17 protein-coding genes, 6 tRNA genes and 2 pseudogenes are annotated in these 15,498 nt (G+C 35.3%); 19 read left to right on the top strand and 6 right to left on the bottom strand.

All coding sequences use genetic code 11. The features are described from left to right. Nucleotides 1–3 precede the first annotated feature (3 nt). The 6 genes from ACESOD_RS03685 to ACESOD_RS03710 all read left to right on the top strand — a co-directional run bounded on the left by ACESOD_RS03685 (nt 4) and on the right by ACESOD_RS03710 (nt 515). Nucleotides 4–76 (top strand) — tRNA-Phe (locus tag ACESOD_RS03685). Nucleotides 77–88: 12 nt separating this feature from the next. Next, nucleotides 89–169 (top strand) — tRNA-Tyr (locus tag ACESOD_RS03690). Nucleotides 170–180: 11 nt separating this feature from the next. Continuing rightward, nucleotides 181–251 (top strand) — tRNA-Trp (locus tag ACESOD_RS03695). 13 nt (nt 252–264) lie between these two features. Further along, nucleotides 265–337, top strand: a tRNA-His gene (locus ACESOD_RS03700). Nucleotides 338–350: 13 nt separating this feature from the next. After that, nucleotides 351–422 (top strand) — tRNA-Gln (locus ACESOD_RS03705). Between the two features lie 9 nt (nt 423–431). After that, nucleotides 432–515 (top strand) — tRNA-Leu (locus tag ACESOD_RS03710). Nucleotides 516–1,012: 497 nt separating this feature from the next. On the opposite strand, the gene ACESOD_RS03715 is transcribed toward ACESOD_RS03710, so the two are convergent. From ACESOD_RS03715 to ACESOD_RS03740, 6 genes and pseudogenes are all read right to left on the bottom strand, one after another. Further along, complete coding sequence (locus tag ACESOD_RS03715; RefSeq protein ID WP_373094083.1) at nt 1,013–1,876, bottom strand: FRG domain-containing protein; 864 nt, start codon at nt 1,874–1,876, stop codon at nt 1,013–1,015. 249 nt (nt 1,877–2,125) lie between these two features. Then, a pseudogene (locus ACESOD_RS03720) lies at nt 2,126–3,258 on the bottom strand (tyrosine-type recombinase/integrase). Continuing rightward, nucleotides 3,248–3,454, bottom strand: coding sequence for a DUF3173 domain-containing protein (locus ACESOD_RS03725; protein ID WP_042900203.1), 207 nt, complete (start codon nt 3,452–3,454; stop codon nt 3,248–3,250). Before ACESOD_RS03725 ends, ACESOD_RS03720 begins: the two are co-directional and overlap by 11 nt. Before the next feature lie 4 nt (nt 3,455–3,458). Next, nucleotides 3,459–4,238, bottom strand: a pseudogene (locus ACESOD_RS03730) (rolling circle replication-associated protein). A gap of 98 nt (nt 4,239–4,336) precedes the next feature. After that, the gene (locus tag ACESOD_RS03735) at nt 4,337–4,654 is read right to left on the bottom strand and encodes a hypothetical protein (RefSeq protein WP_261064964.1); all 318 of its coding nucleotides are present in this window, start codon (nt 4,652–4,654) and stop codon (nt 4,337–4,339) included. Nucleotides 4,655–4,837: 183 nt separating this feature from the next. After that, nucleotides 4,838–5,272, bottom strand: a complete 435-nt coding sequence (locus ACESOD_RS03740; RefSeq protein WP_373094085.1) for a hypothetical protein — start codon at nt 5,270–5,272, stop codon at nt 4,838–4,840. A gap of 170 nt (nt 5,273–5,442) precedes the next feature. On the opposite strand from ACESOD_RS03740, the gene ACESOD_RS03745 reads away from it, so the two are divergent. The 13 genes from ACESOD_RS03745 to ACESOD_RS03805 all read left to right on the top strand — a co-directional run bounded on the left by ACESOD_RS03745 (nt 5,443) and on the right by ACESOD_RS03805 (nt 15,360). After that, the gene (locus tag ACESOD_RS03745; RefSeq protein WP_373094086.1) at nt 5,443–6,033 is read left to right on the top strand and encodes a helix-turn-helix transcriptional regulator; all 591 of its coding nucleotides are present in this window, start codon (nt 5,443–5,445) and stop codon (nt 6,031–6,033) included. 346 nt (nt 6,034–6,379) lie between these two features. Then, nucleotides 6,380–7,444, top strand: coding sequence for an Abi family protein (locus ACESOD_RS03750; RefSeq protein ID WP_373094088.1), 1,065 nt, complete (start codon nt 6,380–6,382; stop codon nt 7,442–7,444). 473 nt (nt 7,445–7,917) lie between these two features. Then, nucleotides 7,918–9,069 carry an N-acetylglucosamine-6-phosphate deacetylase gene (nagA, locus tag ACESOD_RS03755; RefSeq protein ID WP_373094090.1) on the top strand — a complete coding sequence of 384 codons (1,152 nt, stop codon included), beginning with the start codon at nt 7,918–7,920 and terminating at the stop codon, nt 9,067–9,069. A gap of 138 nt (nt 9,070–9,207) precedes the next feature. Further along, entirely contained in the window at nt 9,208–10,266 is a 1,059-nt protein-coding gene (locus ACESOD_RS03760) for a zinc-dependent alcohol dehydrogenase family protein (RefSeq protein WP_373094092.1), read from the top strand. 137 nt (nt 10,267–10,403) lie between these two features. Beyond that, nucleotides 10,404–10,781, top strand: a complete 378-nt coding sequence (locus ACESOD_RS03765) for a DUF1033 family protein (RefSeq protein ID WP_007555701.1) — start codon at nt 10,404–10,406, stop codon at nt 10,779–10,781. A gap of 58 nt (nt 10,782–10,839) precedes the next feature. Beyond that, the gene (gene comGA / locus ACESOD_RS03770; RefSeq protein ID WP_373094094.1) at nt 10,840–11,781 is read left to right on the top strand and encodes a competence type IV pilus ATPase ComGA; all 942 of its coding nucleotides are present in this window, start codon (nt 10,840–10,842) and stop codon (nt 11,779–11,781) included. Then, nucleotides 11,702–12,745, top strand: a complete 1,044-nt coding sequence (gene comGB, locus ACESOD_RS03775) for a competence type IV pilus assembly protein ComGB (RefSeq protein WP_373094096.1) — start codon at nt 11,702–11,704, stop codon at nt 12,743–12,745. The genes comGA and comGB overlap by 80 nt, the downstream gene beginning before the upstream one ends. After that, nucleotides 12,746–13,069: a competence type IV pilus major pilin ComGC gene (gene comGC / locus ACESOD_RS03780; RefSeq protein ID WP_373094098.1), complete on the top strand. Its 324-nt coding sequence runs from the start codon at nt 12,746–12,748 to the stop codon at nt 13,067–13,069. Further along, a complete protein-coding gene (comGD, locus tag ACESOD_RS03785) occupies nt 13,032–13,466 on the top strand; it encodes a competence type IV pilus minor pilin ComGD (RefSeq protein WP_373094100.1) in 435 nt (144 codons plus the stop codon). The genes comGC and comGD overlap by 38 nt, the downstream gene beginning before the upstream one ends. After that, nucleotides 13,429–13,731, top strand: coding sequence for a competence type IV pilus minor pilin ComGE (gene comGE / locus ACESOD_RS03790; protein ID WP_373094102.1), 303 nt, complete (start codon nt 13,429–13,431; stop codon nt 13,729–13,731). The genes comGD and comGE overlap by 38 nt, the downstream gene beginning before the upstream one ends. Further along, nucleotides 13,694–14,155 (top strand): competence type IV pilus minor pilin ComGF, encoded by a 462-nt coding sequence (gene comGF / locus ACESOD_RS03795; RefSeq protein WP_373094104.1) that lies wholly within the window; start codon nt 13,694–13,696, stop codon nt 14,153–14,155. The genes comGE and comGF overlap by 38 nt, the downstream gene beginning before the upstream one ends. Further along, nucleotides 14,133–14,549 carry a competence type IV pilus minor pilin ComGG gene (comGG, locus tag ACESOD_RS03800; RefSeq protein WP_322741504.1) on the top strand — a complete coding sequence of 139 codons (417 nt, stop codon included), beginning with the start codon at nt 14,133–14,135 and terminating at the stop codon, nt 14,547–14,549. The genes comGF and comGG overlap by 23 nt, the downstream gene beginning before the upstream one ends. A gap of 109 nt (nt 14,550–14,658) precedes the next feature. Then, a complete protein-coding gene (locus tag ACESOD_RS03805; RefSeq protein ID WP_049503745.1) occupies nt 14,659–15,360 on the top strand; it encodes a histidine phosphatase family protein in 702 nt (233 codons plus the stop codon). Nucleotides 15,361–15,498: the final 138 nt, after the last annotated feature.

Here is a 15,498-nt window from a genome sequence, read left to right on the forward strand (position 1 = left end):
TAAGGCTCGGTAGCTCAGTTGGTAGAGCAATGGATTGAAGCTCCATGTGTCGGCGGTTCGATTCCGTCTCGCGCCATTTAAATATTTTGGAAGGGTAGCGAAGAGGCTAAACGCGGCGGACTGTAAATCCGCTCCTTCGGGTTCGGGGGTTCGAATCCCTCCCCTTCCATAACCTTAACTACGGGCATAGTTTAAAGGTAGAACTAAGGTCTCCAAAACCTTCAGTGTGGGTTCAATTCCTACTGCCCGTGTTTTAAAATTATGGCGGGTGTGGTGAAGTGGTTAACACACCAGATTGTGGCTCTGGCATGCGTGGGTTCGATCCCCATCACTCGCCTATTTTATATTATTGGGGTATAGCCAAGCGGTAAGGCAAGGGACTTTGACTCCCTCATGCGTTGGTTCGAATCCAGCTACCCCAGTTACTATTTGCCGGCGTGGCGGAATTGGCAGACGCGCTGGACTCAAAATCCAGTGTCCGCAAGGACGTGCCGGTTCGACCCCGGCCGCCGGTATAGTAATAAAGACAAGGTTTTCGAGCCTTGTTTTTTTATGTCTAACGCTATAATTAATTACCATTTTATACCAATTTCTTTTTTCTTTATCTATCTGATAAAGTTATTTTGTTTGAAAGTTATATAATGAAGTTAGACAACTAACATTTTTAAAAGTTAGATTCTTAAACTGGTTAAAAACTTGTTTAACAGTTATAAAGGGGCTTTTTTGTCAAATGAATGCGTAATTTAGACATAAGAAAACACCTCTGTGTTATACTTGTATTTCAACCACAAACACAAGAAAGCAACAGAGATGCAAATAAATTGTATTACAAAAAGTAAATATTTGATAATCGAAAGCAGTCATCTAATCGAGGAAGAAAGAAGGGAAGTCTAATATAGAAGTTGTTACTCTTGTCGGGAGAACTCCTCCACTATCATAACTAAAAGTTTTTGCCTGATAAGTTAGTCAAGGTTAAGAGAGTTAACGTTGGAATTTCAACTGTGAAATATTATTATATTTTTGGAGTTTCTGTTGAAATAGACTTTGCTTTTTCTTCTAGTATTGTTGCTTCCTTACCATATATAGTTTCTGGAGTTAAATTGAGAATCTTAAGTTGATTTTTAATCAATTCTACACTAGACGGAGAAATCTTTAGAGCAACACCCATTGATTCTCCATCATCTGCGGTAAAATTAATCCACTCGACACCTCTATAGTATCTAGCTTCATGCAGAGTAAATACTCCTGATTGTCTTGATATCCTTTGTGACTTCAAATCATAATCACTTTTTACAGCAAAGGGAATTGTAGCAAACGGAGTGTCATTCAGATCTGAAAAACAGTAATCAAATAGTTCATCATCAGCTTCATCTATACAGTATACCTCACTTACCGTGCGATTCCCTTCTTTATATTTCATTGCTGAATTCTCATTTAATCTTGTGGGATTTAAGATATAGACAACTGGAAATTCATCTTCGTTAGTGTACTCAAAGCCATCTACCGCGAAGTACAAAGCTATCAGAGGATCAGTAGACCAATCTAATGCTGGCGTCGGCATTCCATAATGTTGAGCAAGAAAAGTATAATGAAACAGATTAAGCCTGTCATCTAGAATTGCTTCTCTCAATTCATCTCTATACTGTTTTAAAGCCACGTTGAAATCCATAAAATTTTTGTATTTTATTGGATGTATAGAGCCATCATCTGGCATATCTAAAACTTCGTTTCTAAAAAGACTCGGCCGTAGTTTCCAGTCTTGGCTTCTATGCCCCCTATACCAAAGTTCGTGAGGGTTATTCCTTGCATAATCAAAAATGAGTGTTAGGAATTCCTCCACACTAGTAATTTCCTCAGAGTTGTAATAAATCGGCATAATAATATACTCCTTCATATTAATTTGATTTTTTAATATTATATCATAAATAATTAAGAGTTTACAGCTAATTTAGGCATAAGAAAACACCTCATATAGTGAAATTAAAGAAATATCAAAACAATATAGTGATAAATCGGAAGACTTGCCAATTGCTATGGCATTTTATCTCCTAGGTTTTTCTACATATTCAGGTTTTGATAAAAAATAATTAAAATAAAGACAAGGTTAAATACCTTGTCTTTGTTTTTAGAAAATTTCATCTAATTTGTTAGCAAGAGATTTCTGTTTACTGGGATATAAGTGAGAGTATGTATCGATTGTAGTTGTTATGGAAGCATGTCCCAAACGCTCCTTAACTACAAGATAGTTTTCCCCTTGATTGATAAGTAACGAAGCATGAGAGTGTCTTAAATCATGAATGCGAATTTTTTTAATATCATTATTTCTAGATAGTATTTGCTTAAACTTCTTATCAATCATATTTTTTGTAATTGATATAGGTGAACTTTGAATAACCTGAAGATTGTCAATATCATCAATAAACTCTTTTAGTAAAGTAGTTTGTTCTTGTTTCCAATCTCTCAGCATATTTGCTAATTTGTTATTAATTGTAATATACCTTGTGCCTGCTCTTGTTTTTGTTGAGTTTATATGATTTCTTTTATTTAGAAAATAAGCCGTTTTAGTAACGTGAATAGTGTTAGTTAATAAATTTATATCATTCCAGTTTAAAGCAAGAATTTCTCCCATTCTCATACCTGTAAAGAAAGCAAGTGTAAAGAAAAGATTGTAGCTTTTTTCTTCTTTGGTAATAAGTTTTCTAAATCTAGCAAATTCTTCTACACTCCAAAATGTGATTGTCTTCTTATTGATTGGTAACTTTCTCAAATTTTCAACAGGTTTTTTATCTATCAAGGACTTTCTCACACCGGTATCAAATATTTTTTTGAGAAGTATTATTATTTTATTGATAGTATTATTACTTAGATGTTGATTATCATTTTGTTTTTTGGGTTTAGTTTTTAAGTATTCTCTAAATTCAAAAATATTTTCATAACTTAGCTTATTCAGATTTACATTTTGAAAGTATGGTTTTATATGCCTTTCATAATTATTTTTTTGAGTACTTAGGTAACTAATTTTTCTATTATTTTGTCTGTCTTCTTCTTCAAGCAATTCAAAAAGCATATCAGTTGTTATTAAAAATCAAAACGTTTTTCTTTCAAGTCAACAATTCGGAGATGTTGCTCAAGTTCTAAAGCTTCCTTTTTTGTTTTTGAACCTTTTCGAACAACTCGGATTCTTTTTTGCGTTATAGGGTGAAATCCATCGGATATATCAACTGTCCAAGTTCCATTTTTTTCTTTCCTAACGGTCATTTTCTATACCTACTGAAATATCAAATCCTAGTAGTTCATTTGCAATAGTAGCTGGGATTGTACCAATACGTTTATTTTGATAGACATTAAAACCTCTTGTGACAAGAAGTTTCTTACCTTGCCGTATAATTCGTTTAGAGGTGCCTTCGGAAAATCCAAGGGCAACTAAGTCATTTTTATTTATTGTTGCAATCATTGTTTTACTCCTTAATATTTAATTTAATTTTTTTGTATTTCACATTATTATCAATATATTCGCCCCCTATATAAATTTTACTGTTATATTCGCTTTCATATACGATTTCTTCATTTGAGAATTTATAATCAAATGGGACATAATTTGTATTAATGATTGGTTGTTTTAGATTGTTTGAAGATAATTAAGGATGTTTACCAAAATTATCAAGGAGTTCTTGACCGATTCCTTTTTCAAAATACTTTGTAACATATCTCCCTCTATTATCTTTGCTATCAACATCAACTTTATTTATTCGTACTGCTCCATGTCCCCAAAGTTTGAGTAACTGATTATGAGGGATATAGGGAACATCAAAAAGCAAAATATGAGCATGCCAAGCACCACGCTTTTGTTTTTCTAAAACTGCTATATATTTTAATTGATTTTTCTTTGTTTGAAAAATGTTATAGTTAAAACGTTTAATAAATGTTTTTAGTAAGTTTTTAAATTTATTTCTATCTTGGATATTTTCTTTTGTGGTCAAAGTCAAAAATGATGTATTATCATTAAAATTACAATCCACTAACCTAAGTAACTTCCACTTTGCATTTAATCGAGTTTGTTTCATTCGTTGAAGACGTTTCCTTTGTTCTTTTTCAGTCAGTTCTTCAAATGTTCTTCTTTTTCTTGGTTCACTTTCATTGGCAGACTCCTTATGTTTTCTATTAGTAAAAATTGCTTTTTCATATTCCCAAATTTCAATATAAGAAGAAGTACGTATGATTTTCTTATTATATTTCATAGTATTCAATCCAAAATTAGTGGGAATGTCTTAGATGAATTTCGCCAAAATATTGTTTATATAATAAATAAACTAGAAGGGACTTTGTCCCTTCATTATCAATTTTTTTCTGCTGGTAAAATATCAGAACAGTTAAACCACAAGTTTCCATTATACTGTCCCATATTTAAATCTTTTAAAATTACATGTCTAGTTTTATTGTTAGACATTTCTTGTTTTGACAAGGTGGGAGTAATGGTTTTAACTTTAACAGTAATCATTTCCATAAAGAAATCGCTACTATCGTCTTGGATGGAAACATTAAGTCGTAGTGCTTCTGGTTTTCCTGTTTCCCTATTAAGTTCTTCACTATAACCCTTAACTGCGTAAAATTTATTACCAAGTAGTTCAGTTTTCAAAAAATCATTTAATTTCATTTCGTATATCCTTTCTTATATCACTGCTTTGCAGTGAGGAACAGTTAAAAGCATTTAGTTCTCTTCAGTTCGTGCGTCCGCGGAACTCCGTGCCATTGCGAGCTACGGCAATTTGCCCCCTCGCTCGCAGGCACGACCTAACCGCACTCAATCGAACTGCATGCCTTCAACTATTATTATTAATTATTTTAAAAATTTGAAAAAATGAGTCTGTCGTTGTTTTTCAAATTCTTCAAATCGTTTCTCAAGAGAAGCGACACGGCTAGCTAAAGATTTATTAGCGTTTTTCAATAATTGTATTTCAATGTTAGTATCCTTTTCGTTTTTCTTTTGAAGAGAATGTAAGTATAAGATTTGACGCTCTAAATCAACCTCATTTGAATCTGATACATCTTCCCAAATTTTTTTTATTGATTTATCCAAGTCGTTAGTTTTTTCCACTTGTTTAGATAGTTCTACAAATTTAGAAACTTCTTCTTTGGTAAAATCGAAGAATGTCTGTACGCTGCGATAACTAACTTTAGCCTTAATTTTTGTAAATTCATAGCCGGATAAAGTTTCTATTTTTTTTTCTCCATTTTTTAATAGTACTGATGGATTTACCTGTTTTATTCGCAACTTCTAAATAGTCAATAATACCACCTCCTATAATTTTAAAATGTTACATTATTTCGAAAAAATGTTATACTAGTAAGGTAAAACGATTTTTTACCCACCTTTATGACATCAAAAAGAATTTTACCTGTCAATAAAAAAGTAAAATGTTTTTTTACCAAGGAGAAATTTTTATGAAACCTTTATTTAACTATACAAATATTATTCGTGCTGGACAAATAGATATAAAGTCAGTGAGATTAAAAGCTGGTTTAACCCAAAAAGAATTAGCAAAAATAATTGGAGTAACTAAACAGACAATTATAAATTATGAAAAAGGCACAACAGAGCCTACTTGGGAAAGACTAGAGGAAATAGCGTTAGCCCTTAATGCGGATATTGAAGATTTTTTCCCATATAATGAAATGGGACAAGCAAAAGGTGATTTTGCTTGGGCAGAACATATGGATAGATTGAATAATAATTTTATGTATAGAAGATTGGCAGAAGAAGAAGCTTATCTTAATTCGCTATTTAAGTATGTTCGATTTCAGCAAGATCTAACAGAAAACAAGATAACAGAAGAACTGCTAAACAAAGAATTATCCTTTGATACCAATGTTCCAATCTCTCTTGAAGATAAAGTAAACCTAGTTAAACTTAAATTATCTGAACAACTTGATGAAAACAAAGAACGATTGATTGAATTGTATAAGATTGCTGATTCAGAAACGACTATGGAATTGATGAGATATGACATCAATAGAAATTTATCTAAAAAATAAAATCTATACCATTTTATGAGCTTAAATCAAAAAACCATTATTACGATAAAATAAATAGGCTTTTTTAAATATTTTTAAAAAATATTTTTAAAAAATATTTTCATTTATAAACACAATATATAGAGAGTTCGAAGGCTCCTTTCTATATATTGTGTTCTTTTTCTAAAAATAGCACCATATATGGAATTTTTAACTAAAAAAAGATTTGGGATGCTATATTTAGTGGTATGGAAAGGGGGTTTACAAAAAATTGGGATTAGGCTATAATGATTGTACAAGAACTCCCAAGGCTCCCTTTGATTAATCAATCAAATAGTTTTGCGAGGCTTTTTTTTTAAGGTGAATGATGAATACAACTGATGAAAAAATTAAGGAAAAAAATATTCCTGTCAGATATTACACACTTGTTCCTGATGAGAGCTCTTCAATGAAAGAATTTCTTGAATTTGAAAAGTTGAAGGAAAAACTTGCTAGACCGGTAGAGAACACCGGTGCTAAAGTAATAATTAATGAGTCTGAGGAGACTTTCGCTGAACAGTTCCTTTTTCAGACAAATTATTATGATTTTTCAATATATAGAAAGTGCTTACCGAGAAGGGAGGATAGTATTTTCTCTTTTCGAGATTGTATTGAACTTTATGAATTCAATTCATTTTTGAGAGAAAATTTGATGAAATTTACTGGTAAAATAGAATTACTAATCAAATCTTCTATTGTCCATACCTTATGTAGTAATTATAAAGGAAGTTTACAAAATGGCGAGTGCTATTTAGATAAATCAATTTATAAAAATGAGGATGAATATCAGGAAGTTATTGAAAGAATTGGAATGAGCTTGTTTAACGCAACTACTAAATCTCTTCCAGTAAGTCACCATGTGAACAAAAAGAATTGTAAGTTTCCTTTGTGGGTTGTCGTACCTGAGCTGACTTTTGGAGAAACCACTAGAATAATTGAGTTGTTAAATGATGAACTTTACAATTTATGGATAGAAGGGCTATTTTTCAGTAATGATTATTATAAAAATGATGCTACAATGAAGGATCACATTATATCTGCAAGCAAAAGTTGGATTTCTGCCACATGGTTTATTCGGAATGTTTGTGCACATTATGGAAGGTTATACGCACGTAACTTTAACATGGGTGTTCCAAGATTTTATGCTCCAGTTTTTCGGAAGATTAAAAATTATGGTAAGAAAAAAACACATAATAAAGACTTATTTGCCTATATGCTGGCAATAAAACAAATTCTTATTTGTCATAATTCAAGCGTTCATGATGAGTGGGATACCTTTATTAACGAAATTGAAAGAAAATTTATGACTAGCAGTATCATAGAAAAAACTAAAATTGGTTTTCCGGAATGCTGGAAGGATTGTTTAATAATTAAAAATGTGAATTTAAGCTAAATTGATGAACATAGTGGCGTTCTTAATAAACTGTCATTGGTTTTGAAAAAATTCTATATAAAGTTCTGAAAATACTTAATAAAAATATGAACGAATTATATAGTAGTTTCCACAAAAATACCATAATTGGCAAACTCAGCTAAAATCAGATATTTTTAAATAGTAGAATTGTTGATTACATGCTATTTTAATTGATATAAAAACATTGTATTAGAACTCAAAATCCAGTGTCCGCAAGGACGTGCCGGTTCGACCCCGGCCGCCGGTATAGTATTAAAGACAAGGTTTCGACCTTGTCTTTTTATTTGGGCTTATAGCCATGGTACAAACCACCCGTTTGACGGGTGGTCGTGATTGAGTAATTTATTAAAATTTCACTAAAAAAGGTCTATACCATTTACAAATTGTTTTGAAAGGTTTATAATGTAATTGACATAATAAATAGTAGATTATTTCTTAAGGGGGTTATCATTATGCCTAAATATATTAAAGCTGATCAATTTTTCTATCCACATGGTATTCGTCGTGGCGGTTATTTGGAACTTATTGATGGCAAGTTTGGTAAGCACGTTGAAGAGATTTTGGATGATGCAGAAATTTTAGACTACTCTGGTTACAGCATTGCACCGGGTCTAGTTGATACACACATTCACGGTTTTGGTGGTGTCGATGTTATGGATAATAATATCGAAGGTACACTTCATACGATGAGTGAAGGCCTCCTTAGCACAGGTGTTACTAGTTTCTTACCAACTACACTAACTTCATCATACGAACAATTGCTGGCTGTTACTGAAAACATTGGTGCACGCTATCAAGAAGCTTCTGGTGCTAAGATTCGTGGTATTTATTTTGAAGGACCTTACTTCACCGAAGAATTTAAGGGGGCTCAAAATCCTGCCTATATGAAAGATCCACGTATGGATGAATTCCGCGCTTGGCAGAAGGCTGCTAATGGTCTTCTTAACAAAATTGCTCTTGCACCTGAACGTGATGGTGTTGAGGATTTTGTACGTACTATTACTGGTGAAGGTGTAACTGTTGCTCTTGGTCACTCTAATGCTACCTTTGATGAAGCAAAAAAAGCTGTTGATGCCGGAGCTAGTGTATGGGTTCACGCCTATAATGGAATGCGTGGCTTAACACACCGCGAACTTGGGATGGTTGGTGCTATGTATGAGTTACCACACACTTATGCAGAATTGATTTGTGATGGTCATCACGTGGATCCTAAAGCCTGTGACATTCTACTTAAACAAAAAGGTACTGAAAATATTGCCCTTATCACTGACTGTATGACAGCAGGTGGTTTGCAAGATGGTGATTATATGTTAGGTGAATTTCCAGTTGTAGTTGCAAATGGGACTGCTCGCCTTAAATCTACAGGTAACTTGGCAGGTTCCATTCTCAAACTAAAAGATGGTCTCAAAAATGTAGTTGAATGGGGAATTGCAAATTCTCATGAAGCAGTCATGATGGCTAGTTTGAATCCAGCTAAATCAGTTCATATCGATGACGTCTGTGGACAAATTCGTGAAGGCTACGATGCAGACTTTATCGTGCTAGATAAAAATTTGGAATTAGTAGCAACTTATCTAGATGGAGAAAAACGCTATCAAGCATAATCTAAAAAGTAGAAACGACTTTAGTTTCTACTTTTTTTAATAAATTTGTTATCTCTTTCACATATCACTTGAATTTTATATTGAAAAGGCTTACAATTATGATATAAACAATACAAATAAAAAAGCGGAGGATTGCTTATGAAAGCTTATACTTACGTTAAACCCGGCCTTGCTTCTTTTGTTGATGTAGACAAACCAGTTATTCGCAAGCCAACAGATGCTATTGTGCGTATCGTTAAGACTACTATTTGCGGTACTGACCTTCATATTATTAAAGGTGATGTTCCCGCTTGTAAGAGTGGAACAATCCTAGGACATGAAGGAATTGGTATTGTAGAGGACGTTGGAGCAGGAGTTTCAAACTTCAAAAAGGGTGATAAGGTTTTAATTTCTTGCGTTTGTGCATGTGGCAAGTGTTACTATTGTAAAAAAGGAATCTATGCTCACTGTGAAGACGAAGGTGGATGGATTTTTGGACATCTGATCGACGGTATGCAAGCAGAATATCTTCGTGTGCCTCATGCTGATAATACTCTTTATCACACTCCAGCTGACTTGTCTGATGAAGCTTTGGTTATGTTATCTGATATCTTGCCAACTGGCTATGAAATTGGTGTCTTAAAAGGGGAAGTTGAGCCTGGTTGTAGTGTAGCTATCGTTGGTTCAGGGCCAGTTGGATTGGCAGCTCTCTTGACGGCACAATTCTATTCTCCAGCTAAATTGATTATGGTGGACCTAGACGATAACCGTTTGGATACTGCAGTTTCTTTCGGTGCTACTCATAAGATTAATTCTTCAGATCCTGAAAAGGCAATTCAAGAAATTTATGATTTGACAGATGGTCGAGGTGTGGATGTTGCTATAGAAGCTGTTGGTATTCCTGCAACGTTTGATCTCTGCCAAAAGATTATCGGTGTAGATGGAACAGTAGCCAACTGTGGTGTACATGGTAAACCAGTTCAGTTTGATTTGGACACTCTTTGGATTCGTAACATTAATGTTACTACTGGATTGGTTTCTACCAATACAACTCCTCAGCTTTTGAAAGCCTTAGAAAGTCATAAAATTGAACCTGAAAAATTGGTAACTCATTATTTCAAACTTAGTGAAATAGAAAAGGCCTATGAAGTATTTAGTAAGGCCGCCGATCATCATGCGATTAAAGTGATCATTGAAAACGATATTTCAGAAGGTTAATCTTGTTTTTAAATCCAGTTATTCGTTTTTGAATAGCTGGATTTTTTGAAAATGTTATATAATTCGTGAAAATGAGCAAAATTCTTTCATTGTTCTCAAAATTTCGCTATAATATACGGTACAAAGGAAGTTAAACTATGTATCGAGTTATAAAAATGTACGGAGATTTTGAACCGTGGTGGTTTATAGAAGGCTGGGAAGATGACGTCATTGCGAGCAAAAAATTTGATAACTATTATGACGCCTTGAAATATTATAAGTCTTGTTGGTTTGAGTTAGAAAAGGAGATTCCCCTTTACAAAAGTAGAGGAGACTTGATGACTATTTTTTGGGATCCAGAAGATAAACGCTGGTGTGAAGAATGCGATGAATTTCTTCAGCAATATCATTCCTTGGCTTTGTTGGAAGATGGTCAAGTCATTCCTGATGAAAAATTTAGACCTGGGTACGAAAAGCAGACTGGTTTAGAAATCCACCGTACTTGTCGCATAAAAAAAGAAGAAACAACTTTTTAATGAAGTTGTTTCTTCTTTTTTGATATTTTCTTCGAATAATAAGAATGAGGAGGAAGATATGGTACAAATACTTGCACAAGAATTGATTACTCTGGCCAAAAAACAGGGAGCTCAGGACATCTATTTTATTCCTAAAGAAAAGATTTACGAGCTACATATGCGAGTTGGAGATGAGAGACATTTGATTAACACCTATGACTTTGAAAAGTTGGGGGCTGTCATTAGTCATTTTAAGTTTATTGCGGGGATGAACGTTGGAGAAAAACGCCGTAGTCAGCTTGGTTCCTGTGATTATCAGCATGGAGATAAGGTTTCTTCATTACGTTTATCGACGGTGGGAGATTATCGTGGTCATGAGAGTTTAGTTATTCGCCTTTTGCACGATGAAGAACAAGAGTTGCGCTTCTGGTTTCAGGAACTTAAGGAACTGGAAAAGGGCTTTAGGCAACGCGGGCTTTATCTTTTTGCAGGCCCCGTAGGAAGTGGTAAAACTACTTTGATGCATGAATTAGCCAAGTCATTGTTCAAGGGACAGCAAGTCATGTCTATTGAAGATCCAGTAGAAATTAAGCAGGAAGAGATGCTGCAATTACAGCTCAATGAAGCTATCGGACTGAGCTATGAAAACTTGATAAAACTTTCCCTACGACATCGTCCAGATCTTTTAATCATTGGAGAAATTCGAGATAGTGAAACAGCCCGTGCCGTTGTACGAGCTAGTCTGACAGGTGCCACGGTATTCTCGACAATCCATGCCAAGAGTGTTCGTGGGGTTTATGAGCGCCTCTTAGAACTTGGTGTCAGTGAAGATGAACTTGCAGTTGTTTTACAAGGTGTTTGTTACCAGAGACTAATCGGAGGAGGAGGAATCATTGATGTTGCAAATGGAAATTATCAAGAACACCAGGCAGAAAAGTGGAATGGACAAATTGACCAGCTTCTTAAAGAAGGACATATCACTGCCCTTCAAGCTGAAACGGAGAAAATTAGCTACCAGTAAGCAGAAGAAAATCATCACTCTCTTTAACAATTTGTTTTCTAGTGGTTTTCATCTGGTAGAAATCATTTCCTTTCTAGATAGAAGTCTCTTGTTGGAAAAGGAATATGTATCGCAGATGCGTCTAGGACTTGCACAGGGAAAGTCTTTTTCGGAAATGATGGGTCATTTAGGTTTCTCGAGTGCGATTGTCACGCAACTTTCATTGGCTGAAGTTCATGGGAATCTCCATTTAAGTTTGGGGAAAATCGAAGAATATTTAGATAATCTAGCTAAGGTGAAGAAGAAGTTAATTGAAGTTGCGACCTATCCAATCATTTTGTTAGCTTTCCTACTGCTCATTATGTTGGGTTTGCGAAATTATCTCTTGCCCCAACTGGATAGTAGTAACATAGCTACTTTAGTGATTAGTAACCTGCCACAGATTTTTCTCGGGTTTGTTCTAGCACTGGGGTTAGTATCTTTAACTGGTCTGATTTTCTACAGGAAGTCTGCGAAGATTCAAGTCTTTTCTTATCTGGCTAGAATCCCCTTTTTAGCTGTGTTTGTTCAGTATTATCTAACTGCCTATTATGCTCGGGAATGGGGAAATATGATTGGGCAAGGTTTAGAGTTGGCACAGATTTTCCAGATGATGCAGGAGCAAGGAAATCCTCTTTTTAGGGAAATAGGACAAGATTTAGATCAAGCCTTGCAAAATGGGCATGAATTTTCGAAAGTTGTGCAACATTATCCTTTCTTTAGAAAGGAGTTGGGATTAATCATTGAATATGGGGAAGTCAAGTCCAAGCTGGGAAGCGAATTGGAAATCTATGCTGAAAAAACTTGGGAGGCATTTTTTACTCGAGTCAATCGTACCATGAATCTAGTTCAACCGCTGGTATTTATTTTTGTAGCCCTGCTAATCGTTTTATTGTACGCAGCCATGTTGCTGCCAATGTATCAAAATATGGAGGTAAATTTTTAGATGAAAAAGATGATGATGAAATTAAAAGAAGCCAAGGCAAAAGCTTTTACACTGGTAGAAATGTTGGTCGTGTTGCTCATCATTAGTGTCCTACTCTTACTGTTTGTGCCAAATCTTACTAAGCAAAAGGATGCAGTGAATGACAAGGGTAAAGCAGCTGTCGTCAAGGTGGTAGAAAGCCAAGCTGAACTCTATACTCTAGATAAAAATGAGGACGCTAGTCTAAGTAAACTTCAGGCAGATGGACGCATCACTGCTGAGCAAGCAAAAGCCTATAAGGAATACCATGCAAAACAAGGGACAAGTCAAACAGTTGCGGATTAGGGCTTTTACCATGTTGGAAAGTTTATTAGTTTTAGGAATAGCTAGTATGTTAGCCTTGGGTTTGTCAAGTTCAGTTCAATCAACTTTTGCAGCTGTGGAAGAGCAAATTTTCTTCATGGAGTTTGAGGAACTTTATCGAGAAACCCAGAAACGAAGTCTGGCTAGTCAGCACAAGATCAACTTGATTATGGAAGAGAGAAGTATTGGAAATGGCTATCAGAAATTAGCCATCCCTAAAGGAATTCACTTGCAGTCTAGTCAGTCAATTACTTTTGATAAGGCTGGAGGAAATTCGTCTCTTGCAAGTGTGAGATTTCAAACAAGGAAAGAAGTAGTTCGCTACCAACTATATCTAGGAAATGGAAAGATTAAACGTATTCAAGAAGCAAAAAATTAAGGCGGTTATTTTACTGGAGGCAGTGATTTCACTAGCCATTTTTGCCAGTATTGCAACCCTCTTGCTGGGGCAGATTCAAGAAAGTAGAAAAAGAGAAGCAGAGCTTCTAAAACAGGAAGAAGTTTTGCGAGTGGCTCGTATGGCTTTGCAGACTGGACAAAAACAGTTGACTGTCAATGGGCTTATGGTTAATATTGTCTCTAACGAGCGAGGTTTGGAGGTATACCATGGAACTGAAAAATTACTGGCGATTCAAGACAAGTAGAGTCAGAGCTTTTACCCTTTTAGAATCCTTGGTTGCTCTTATTGTGATTAGCGGTAGTTTGCTCCTCTTTCAAGCTATGAGCCAACTATTGGTTTCAGAGGTTCGCTATCAGCAGAAAAGTGAGCAAAAGGAGTGGCTATTATTTGTGGATCAGCTGGCAGCGGAGTTGAATCGAGCCCAGTTTGAAAAAGTGGAGAATGATAGACTTTATCTCAAACAGGATGGGAACCCCATTTCCATGGGAAAATCAAAGTCAGATGATTTTCGGAAAACAGATGCTAGTGGACGTGGCTATCAACCCATGGTCTACGGTCTGAAATCAGCACATATTTACCAAAAAGGGCAAAATGTTCATTTCAATTTTCAGTTTGAAAAGGGACTAGAGAGGGAGTTTATCTATCGTGTGGAAAAAGAAAAAAGTTAGAGCTGGAGTTCTCCTTTACGCTGTCACTATTGCTGGAATTTTTAGTCTCTTGTTACAGTTTTATCTGAATCGGCAAGTAGCTCATCATCAGGATTATGCACTGAACAAAGAAAAACTTCTTGCATTTGCAATTGCTAAGAGAACCTATGAAAGAGCTAGTTCTGAGAGTGGTCAGCAGTCATTTAATGCAGGAAAGGCAACTTATCGTAATGACCAAAAGGGATTTATAGCGATTGTTGACACAGGAAAAAATAAGTTTGAATTTCACTTTTCTCCTTTAAAAAAGACCGGTCAAAAGTCTGAGAAAACAGAAAACAAGTCAAAAGAAGAACCGGTAAAAAATGAGGCCACCGAAACATCTAAAGTTGCTCCTTCTAAGAATGATAAGACATAGATTATCAGATTTGTGAAATCTAGTTTAAGTGGTGATGTTGGACTCAGTGGGTTAAGACGAGGTTTTTGCTTTAAATCATGCTATAATAGATACATATGGAGGACGGAAAATGGCAAGTGTAAAATTGTATCTAGTGCGTCATGGGAAAACAATGTTTAATACGATTGGGCGTGCTCAAGGTTGGAGTGATACTCCCCTAACAGCTGAGGGAGAGCGAGGTATTCATGAATTGGGAATTGGCTTGCGTGAGTCTGGCTTAAGATTTGAGCGGGCTTATTCAAGTGACTCTGGACGGACTATTCAGACAATGGGAATTATCCTTGAGGAACTAGGTTTGACAGGGCAAATTCCTTATCGTATGGATAAGCGAATCCGTGAATGGTGCTTTGGTAGCTTTGATGGTGCTTATGATGGGGACTTATTTATGGGCATCATCCCACGTATCTTTAATGTCGACCATGTGCATCGTTTGTCCTATGCTGAGCTGGCTGAAGGCTTGGTAGAAGTGGATACAGCAGGATGGGCTGAAGGTTGGGAAAAACTAAGTGGTCGCATCTGGGAAGGTTTTGAAGCCATTGCTAAGGAAATGGAAGCTAATGGGGGAGGAAATGCTCTCGTAGTCAGCCATGGAATGACTATTGGAACCATTGTTTATTTAATTAACGGCATGCATCCGCATGGCCTTGATAATGGAAGTGTGACGATTCTTGAGTACGAAGATGGTCAGTTCTCAGTCAAGATTGTTGGGGATCGTAGCTACCGTGAAATTGGACAAGCTAAACTAGAGGAGCAAGCTAGTTCAGAGAAATAAAAATTCTGTTCTCAATTAGAAGATTTTTAAACGTTTTTATAGAATGCTGATGTCGTGATTCACAAGCTTGCGAGAGCTGAGTGCTTTGACAATAGCATTCTTTTTTGTTAGAATAGCATCAACATGAAAGCATAAGAA

It is taken from the genome of Streptococcus oralis (assembly GCF_964238205.1).
GTDB classification, from domain to species: Bacteria; Bacillota; Bacilli; order Lactobacillales; family Streptococcaceae; genus Streptococcus; species Streptococcus oralis_CZ.